General features: G+C 73.2%; 10 protein-coding genes. 6 read left to right on the forward strand and 4 right to left on the reverse strand.

The features are described from left to right. The coding region (locus ABWK99_RS11390; RefSeq protein ID WP_372594820.1) for a glycosyl hydrolase family 65 protein at positions 1–817 on the forward strand (817 nt) is incomplete at its 5' end. 49 nt (positions 818–866) lie between these two features. Here the strand turns inward: ABWK99_RS11390 and ABWK99_RS11395 are convergent. After that, positions 867–1,571, reverse strand: a complete 705-nt coding sequence (locus ABWK99_RS11395) for a hypothetical protein (protein ID WP_372594821.1) — start codon at positions 1,569–1,571, stop codon at positions 867–869. Next, positions 1,568–2,383 (reverse strand): exodeoxyribonuclease III, encoded by an 816-nt coding sequence (locus ABWK99_RS11400; protein ID WP_372594822.1) that lies wholly within the window; start codon positions 2,381–2,383, stop codon positions 1,568–1,570. The genes ABWK99_RS11395 and ABWK99_RS11400 overlap by 4 nt, the downstream gene beginning before the upstream one ends. 57 nt (positions 2,384–2,440) lie before the next feature. On the opposite strand from ABWK99_RS11400, the gene ABWK99_RS11405 reads away from it, so the two are divergent. The 4 genes from ABWK99_RS11405 to ABWK99_RS11420 are packed head-to-tail and all read left to right on the forward strand — an operon-like array spanning position 2,441 to position 5,275. After that, positions 2,441–3,196: an SDR family NAD(P)-dependent oxidoreductase gene (locus tag ABWK99_RS11405; protein ID WP_372594823.1), complete on the forward strand. Its 756-nt coding sequence runs from the start codon at positions 2,441–2,443 to the stop codon at positions 3,194–3,196. Positions 3,197–3,221: 25 nt separating this feature from the next. Beyond that, the gene (gene pyrE, locus ABWK99_RS11410) at positions 3,222–3,788 is read left to right on the forward strand and encodes an orotate phosphoribosyltransferase (RefSeq protein ID WP_372594824.1); all 567 of its coding nucleotides are present in this window, start codon (positions 3,222–3,224) and stop codon (positions 3,786–3,788) included. A 52-nt stretch (positions 3,789–3,840) separates the two neighbouring features. Beyond that, positions 3,841–4,677 (forward strand): hypothetical protein, encoded by an 837-nt coding sequence (locus tag ABWK99_RS11415; protein WP_372594825.1) that lies wholly within the window; start codon positions 3,841–3,843, stop codon positions 4,675–4,677. 10 nt (positions 4,678–4,687) lie between these two features. Further along, positions 4,688–5,275, forward strand: a complete 588-nt coding sequence (locus ABWK99_RS11420) for a LemA family protein (protein ID WP_372594826.1) — start codon at positions 4,688–4,690, stop codon at positions 5,273–5,275. A 38-nt stretch (positions 5,276–5,313) separates the two neighbouring features. Here ABWK99_RS11420 and ABWK99_RS11425 read toward each other — a convergent pair whose 3' ends face one another. Beyond that, on the reverse strand, positions 5,314–6,066 hold the full coding sequence (locus tag ABWK99_RS11425; protein WP_372594827.1) for a YwiC-like family protein: 753 nt from the start codon (positions 6,064–6,066) through the stop codon (positions 5,314–5,316). A gap of 8 nt (positions 6,067–6,074) precedes the next feature. Beyond that, positions 6,075–6,827, reverse strand: coding sequence for a VTT domain-containing protein (locus ABWK99_RS11430; RefSeq protein ID WP_372594828.1), 753 nt, complete (start codon positions 6,825–6,827; stop codon positions 6,075–6,077). A 152-nt stretch (positions 6,828–6,979) separates the two neighbouring features. Here ABWK99_RS11430 and ABWK99_RS11435 point away from each other — a divergent pair. Further along, positions 6,980–7,297, forward strand: a 318-nt coding sequence (locus ABWK99_RS11435) for an ABC transporter ATP-binding protein (protein WP_372594829.1), incomplete at its 3' end; no start/stop codon positions are given.

The raw sequence follows: 7,297 nt of genomic DNA on the forward strand, positions 1-7,297 counted from the left end.
GGCCGAGGTCGAGGAGTGGGGTCGGGCGGCCGACGCGATGGCGATCCCGTACGACGAGGCGCTCGGCATCCACCCGCAGGACTCGCAGTTCCTCGAGCGTGAGGTGTGGGACCTGCCGCGCACCCCGCCGGAGATGCGGCCGCTGCTGCTGCACTACCACCCGCTGGTGATCTACCGCTTCCAGGTGCTCAAGCAGGCCGATGTCGTCCTGGCGCTGTTCCTCCAGGGTGAGCACTTCACCGCCGAGGAGAAGCGCGCGGACTTCGACTACTACAACGCGATCACCACGGGGGACTCGACGCTCTCGGGCGTCGCCCAGGCGATCATCGCCGCGGAGGTCGGCTACCACCAGACGGCGACGAGCTACTTCCACGACGCGCTCTTCGTCGACCTCGCCGACCTGCACGGCAACACGGCGGACGGGGTGCACGTGGCCTCGGCGGCCGGTACCTGGAGCATGCTCGTCTACGGCTTCGCCGGGATGCGTGACCGGGGCGGGGACCTGACCTTCGCGCCGCGGCTCCCGGTCGGGTGGACCTCGCTCACCTTCCGGATGACCGTGCGCGGCTCGCGGCTGCGGGTGTCCGTGCGGCAGGACGAGATCGCCTTCTCGCTGGAGACCGGTGGGGCCGTCCAGGTCGTGGTGCTCGGCGAGCGGGTGCTCGTCGTCCCCGGCTCCGTGATCAGCGTGCCCCTGGCGGACCAGGGTCCCCGGATCGACGGCGCGCCGCCGGCCACGGCGCTCCGCGGCACCAGCCGGGCCGACGGCACGAGGATCACCGCGTCGGTCCCGCACCACTCCGGCATCAACCGGTAGCACCCGCCGGGGCCGTGCGGGAGCGGAGCGTGCCCGGCTCCCGGGCCCCTCAGCCGGTCGTCACCTCGTCGCCCGCGACGAACGAACCGTTCGCGCGCCCCTCGTCGAGCGCCGCGAGGCACAGGCCCGTGCGGTCGCCCTGGCCCCAGCCCTTCTCGGACGGCGCCCACACGACGGCGTGGAACCCGGCCTCGCGCTGGGCGGTGTCCATCTCGCACCAGAGGGCGAGGTCCGCTGCGACCTCCGCCGCTCCCGGCCACTGGGTGAAGGACAGCGTGCGCGCGCCGACGACCTCGGCGGAGTGGGCCTCGTCGCACGGGACGACGGTCACGCGACCGACCTCACCGTCGGCGGGGAGGGTCTGGACGCAGTGCCCGGTGCCCAGCCGCGTGGACAGCACGCTCGTCGCCGCGTCCACCGTGCCGAGCGGCCGGCGGTCGAGCCAGAAGCGCCCGCCGAGGACCGCGCCGACGACCAGGCCGACCACCGCGAGCCCGGCGAGCGGGACCCAGAGCCGACGCCCGGGCCTGCGCCGGGGTGGCGGGGCGGCGGCGACGGGGGCTGCCCAGCCGGGGGCGTAGTACGGCTCGGGCGGGTACCCGCCGGTCGGCTGCGGAGGGGCCGGCGGCCGGGACGGTCCCGATGGCAGGTACGGCGAGGGGGCCGGCGCAGCTCCTCGAAGGGGCGCCTCCTGGCGCGGCGGGGCGGGCGGCCCCGACGGCGGGGCGAACCAGTCCTCCGACGGCCCGCTCACCCGGCCGCCTCCTCGGCGATGTCGAGGACGACGGGGACGTGGTCGGAGGCGCCCTTGCCCTTGCGCTCCTCGCGGTCGATCGTCACGCCTCCCACCCGTCGCGACAGCGCGGGGGAGGTGTAGGCGAAGTCGATGCGCAGGCCCTTGTTCTTCGGGAAGGCGAGCTGCTGGTAGTCCCAGTACGTGTAGGCGCCCTCCCGCGGTACGTGGACCCGGGAGACCTCGGTGTACCCGGCGTCGGCGAAGGCGAAGAAGGCCTCCCGCTCGGCAGGGGTCACATGGGTGCCGCCCTCGAACGCGGTGACGTCGTACACGTCGGTGTCGAGCGGGATGACGTTCCAGTCGCCGACGAGGGCGATCTGCGCCTGGGGGTCGCCGGTGCCCGGGTCCAGCCAGGACGCCGCGGTCTCCCGCAACCGGGACAGCCATTCGAGCTTGTACGCGTAGTGCGGGTTGTCCGGTGCGCGCCCGTGCGGCACGTACAGGCTCCAGACCCGCACGCCGCCGCAGCTCGCGCCGATCGCGCGCGCCTCGAGCACCGGGTCGGGGTCACCGAAGGCAGGCTGCCCGGGGAAGCCGACCTCGACGTCGTCGATCCCCACGCGGGAGACGATCGCCACGCCGTTCCACTGGCTCAGCCCCACGTGCGCGACCTCGTACCCCGCGGCCTCGAAGACGGAGTACGGGAACTGGGCGTCCTTGCACTTGGTCTCCTGCAGGGCGAGCACGTCCGTCCCGGTGCGCTCGAGCCAGGCCACGGCACGCTCGGCCCGTGCGCGGACCGAGTTGATGTTCCACGTCGCGATCCGCATGGGTCGAACGCTACCCGTCGGCCGTCGTGATCGGGACGGGCGCCGTAGTCTTGCCGCATGGCCACTGCACTGATCACCGGCGCCAGCGCCGGCCTGGGTCTCGAGTTCGCCTGGCAGCTCGCGACGGCACGGCACGACGTCGTCCTGGTCGCCAGGGACGAGGAGCGCCTGGAGCACCTGGCCGGTCAGCTCCGTGCCGCCGCGGGGGTGCGTGCCGAGGTGCTCGTCGCGGACCTGTCCGAGCGCGACCAGGTGCAGCGGGTGGCCGATCGCATCGCCGACCAGGACCGCCCGGTCGGGCTCGTCGTCAACAACGCCGGCTTCGGCACCGGGCCGTTCCTCGGCCGTGACCTCGAGGCCCAGGAGCGCGGGCTCGAGGTCATGGTCCGTGCCGTCATGGTGCTCAGCCATGCCGCCGTGAGCGCGATGGTCCCGCGGGGCCGCGGCGCCGTCCTCAACGTGTCCTCGATCGCTGCGCTGACGGTCGGGGGGACCTACTCGGCGCACAAGGCGTGGGTGCGGGTCTTCACCGAGGGCCTGGCCGTGGAGCTGCGCGGCACGGGCGTGACGGCGACGGCCCTGTGCCCCGGCCTCGTCCGCACCGAGTTCCACCAGCGCGCGGGACTCGCCTTCGACGGGGTCCCGCAGGTGGCATGGCTCAACGCGGACGACGTCGTCGCGGACGCGCTCGCCGACGTGCGGCGCGGGGCCGTGATCTCCACGCCGAGCCTGCGGTACGGGATCGCCTCCGAGGTCGCCCGCCTGCTCCCGCGCGTCGCGCTGAGGGCGCTGTCCGAGCGCACCGAGCGCTGAGCAGCCTCCCGCTACCCTTGCCCGCGTGACGACTCCCACTCCGCGCGAGCAGCTGCGCGACCTGATCAGCGAGCTCGCCGTCGTGCACGGCCGGGTGACCCTCGCCTCCGGCAAGGAGGCCGACTACTACGTCGACCTGCGTCGGGTGACGCTGCACCACGCAGCGGCCCCGCTCATCGGCCACCTGCTGCTCGACCTCATGGAGGAGCAGGGCTTCGGTGCTGGAGAGGTGGACTCGGTCGGCGGGCTCACCCTCGGCGCCGACCCGGTCGCGACCGCCCTGCTGCACGCGGCGGCCTCGCGCGGGCTCGCGCTCGACGCCTGCGTGGTCCGCAAGGAGGGCAAGGCGCACGGGATGCAGCGCCGGATCGAGGGGCCGGACGTCGCGGGCCGCAGGGTCGTCGCCGTCGAGGACACCTCGACCACGGGCGGCTCGGTCATGACGGCCGTCGAGGCGCTGCGGGAGGCCGGCGCCGAGGTGGTCGCCGTCGTCGTCATCGTCGACCGCGGGACGGGCGCGCGCGAACGGATCGAGGCCGAGGGCCTGCCCTACCACTACCTGTACGACCTCACGGACCTCGGCCTGGCCTGACGCCGCGGGCCCGGCACTCATGCCGCGGGGGATGCGTGCCGATGGGTCCGGGGTGAGCCCCGACCCGTCCGTGCCCTCGGTGCGCCCCGTGCGCCCCGTGCGCCGGCTGCGCCGTCTCGGCTCCGACTCCGGCGAGACGGCCCGGTGGCTCCCCGTCGCGTCGCTGGTCGCGGTCGGCGGCGTGCTCCTGGTCGTCGTCGCCACCGGGAAGGGCAGGGGGCTCGCGGGTGCCCTCCCCTTCCTGCTCGTCCCCGTGGCGCTCGCCGCGGGCTGGTGGCTCAACCACAAACGCGTCGAGGCGGCCAAGCGGTGGGCAGCGACGATCGGCTGGACCTGGGTCGGCGCCGACAACAGCCTCGCGCACCGCTGGCGCGGGCAGCCCTTCGGCACGGGCGACAGCCGACGGGTGACCGAGGTGATGACCGGGCCCTTCGGCCCGTACCGCGGGACCTCGTTCGCGTACCGCTACACCACCGGCTCGGGCAAGAGCCGGTCCACGCATGTCTTCGGCGTGATCGCGTTGAGCATGCCGACCTTCCTGCCGACGCTCGAGCTGACCCCGGAGAACGTGGGCACGCGTCTGGTCAGGGCCTTCGGCGCCCAGGACCTCGAGTTCGAGTCGGAGGACTTCAACCGCGCCTGGCGCGTCACCGCGCGTGACCCGAAGTTCGCGCACGACGTGCTCCACCCGCGGCTGCTCGAGCGCCTGGTGCGCGGGGACGCCACGGGGATGTCCATCCGCATCGAGGGCACCGACATCCTGTGCTGGTCGACGGGCGCCCCCGACCTCGCACGACTGGGCTCGCGGCTGGGGGTGCTGCGGGCGATCGTCGACGCGGTCCCCCGGTACGTGTGGCTCGACCACGGCTACGATCCAGCGTCAACCTGAGGAGAACCCCATGGACAGCGGAATCAGCATCGTCCTGATCGTCCTGCTCGCCCTCGCGCTCGTCGTCGGGCTGTGGCTGGTGGCGACCTACAACGGCTTCGTCCGGCTGCGGAACCTGGTGCAGGAGTCCTGGCGGCAGATCGATGTCGAGCTGCACCGGCGGCACGACCTGATCCCGAACCTGGTCGAGACGGTCAAGGGCTACGCCTCGCACGAGCGTGCCGTCTTCGACGAGGTGACGGCCGCGCGCGCGGCAGCTGCCTCGCCCGGCACGGGACCCGCGGCCCAGGCGGCGCAGGAGAACCAGCTCACCAGTGCCCTCGGCCGGCTGTTCGCCGTCGCCGAGGCGTACCCGGTGCTGCGGGCCAGCGAGAACTACGCGCAGCTCCAGACGGAGCTGGCCACCACCGAGGACCGGATCGCCGCGGGTCGGCGCTTCTACAACGCCAACGTCCGGACGCTGAACACCAAGGTCGAGACCTTCCCCGCGAACCTCGTGGCCGGGGCGTTCGGATTCACCCGGGCCGAGTACTTCGAGGTCGAGGACGCAGCCGTGCGTGCAGTGCCGCGCGTCGACTTCGGCGGCGCACAGGGCTGACGGCGCTCGGGGCGGAGGCTGCTCTGGGCGGAGGCCGCTCAGGCCAGGACGAGCACGACGCCGAGGGCGAGGCTCGCGGCGATCTCACCGAGCCCGACGGTGAGCGGGCGGAGCCCCGGCCACCTGCGCGGGACGACGATCGCCCGCGCGGCCACGAGGCCCAGCACGAGGGCCGCCGCGACCGTGATCGCCGTCGACTCGCCTGCCGCTACCGCACCCGCGGCGACGGCCGCGACGGCGAGCACGTGGAACAGGACCGACGCGGCGTACACCGGACGGCTCCCGCGCTCGCGGATCATCGTCTTGACGTAGAGCACGGTTCCCGCGAAGTAGGCGGCCAGGGTCCCGGCGATCCACCACGCCGCCGCGTCGGGGGAGGCGGGGGCCTGGGCGACCAGGGCCATCACGCTCGTCGCCAGCACGGTGACCATCCCGTTGGTCAGGGACCTGTCCTCGCGGTGCCAGGAGAGCGAGAGGCTCGCCGTGAGCAGCACGGCGTACAGCGGCGCCCAGACCAGCACCCCCGGTTCGACGAGAACCGTGGCACCGCCGAGGAGCACGGCGAGCACGCCGTAGACGCGCACGGGAGGCAGGTACCGGCTGCGGCCGTGCGAGCGGAGCCACAGCCCGGCGGCGTGGAACGCGAGGTACCCCACCGTCCAGGACGAGGCGAGCAGCAGGTGCCACCACCGCGGGCCGGCGTGCACGGCACCGACGACGAGCGGCAGGGCGAGCATCGCCCACGCGCCGTGCTGACGGGGGACCCAGCCGGGGCCGGGACGGTGGGACATCGGCGGGATCAGGCCTCGACGTCTCCGGGCGCCGTCGCTCCGACGGTGTCGACCGTGACCTGCTCGCCGATGGCGCGGCGGCTCGCCAGCCAGTGCTTGAGCCCCTCGACGAGCATCGGCGTAATCGACGCGAAGACGATCGCCAGGAGCATGATCTCGATGTTCTCCTGGACGAACGGGAAGCGACCGAGCCAGTACCCGAGCGACGTGACCCCGACGGCCCAGAGCAGGGCGCCCAGCATGTTGAAGCTGATGAAGTGACGGAAGTTCATCCGCCCGACGCCCGCCGCGACGGGGGTGAAGGTGCGCACGATAGGCACGAACTGCGCCAGCACGATCGCCTTCCCGCCGTGCTTGGCGAAGAAGGTGTGCGTGCGGTCCACGTACTCGCGCTTGAAGAAGCGGGAGTCGGGCCGGTCGAAGATCTTCGGCCCCGCGCGGTAGCCGATGAGGTACCCCGTCGAGTTGCCGACGACGGCCGCCGTGAAGAGCACCGGCAGCACGATCCACAGGGGGAGGCCGATCTTGTCCGCACCGACGAAGACGCCGAGCGTGAAGAGCAGCGAGTCACCCGGCAGGAAGAAGCCGATGAGCAGACCCGTCTCGGCGAAGATCACCGCGCACACGCCGATCAGGGCCCAGGGGCCGAGCCAGGCGATGAGGTTGTCGAGGATCGTCCCGGGGTCGAGCCACGAGGGCCCGAGGGCGGGGAGGACGGTCGCCACGTCCGCGACGAGGGTCTGGGCTCCGAGGAAGGTCACGGGCTCCAGGGTAGACGGCGGGTCCAGGGGAGCCTGTGTGCACGGGATGGGGAGACTGTGCACGTCTCCTGCACAAGGCTCCGGCGATAGGGTCGTCGGGCACGGCACACGGTGGGAGGTCTGCAGTGGGGGAGGAGCTCACCCTTGACGGGGTGACCCGTCGCTTCGGCGACCGGACGGCCCTGGACGACGTCTCCTTCACGGTGCGTCCCGGGCGCACCACGGGCTTCGTCGGGGCGAACGGTGCGGGCAAGACGACGGCGATGCGGATCGTCCTCGGTGTGCTCGCCCCGGATGCGGGCCGGGTCACGCTGGGCGGCGCGCCGATGACCCCGGACCTGCGGCGCCGGATCGGGTACATGCCCGAGGAGCGGGGTCTGTACCCGCGGATGCGTGTGCTGGACCAGCTCGTCCACCTCGGCCGCGTGTACGGCCTGTCGGCGTCGGCCGCTCGACGGCGGAGCACGGCC

The sequence above is a fragment of the Actinotalea sp. genome (assembly GCF_041597215.1).
Taxonomy (GTDB): Bacteria; Actinomycetota; Actinomycetes; order Actinomycetales; family Cellulomonadaceae; genus Actinotalea.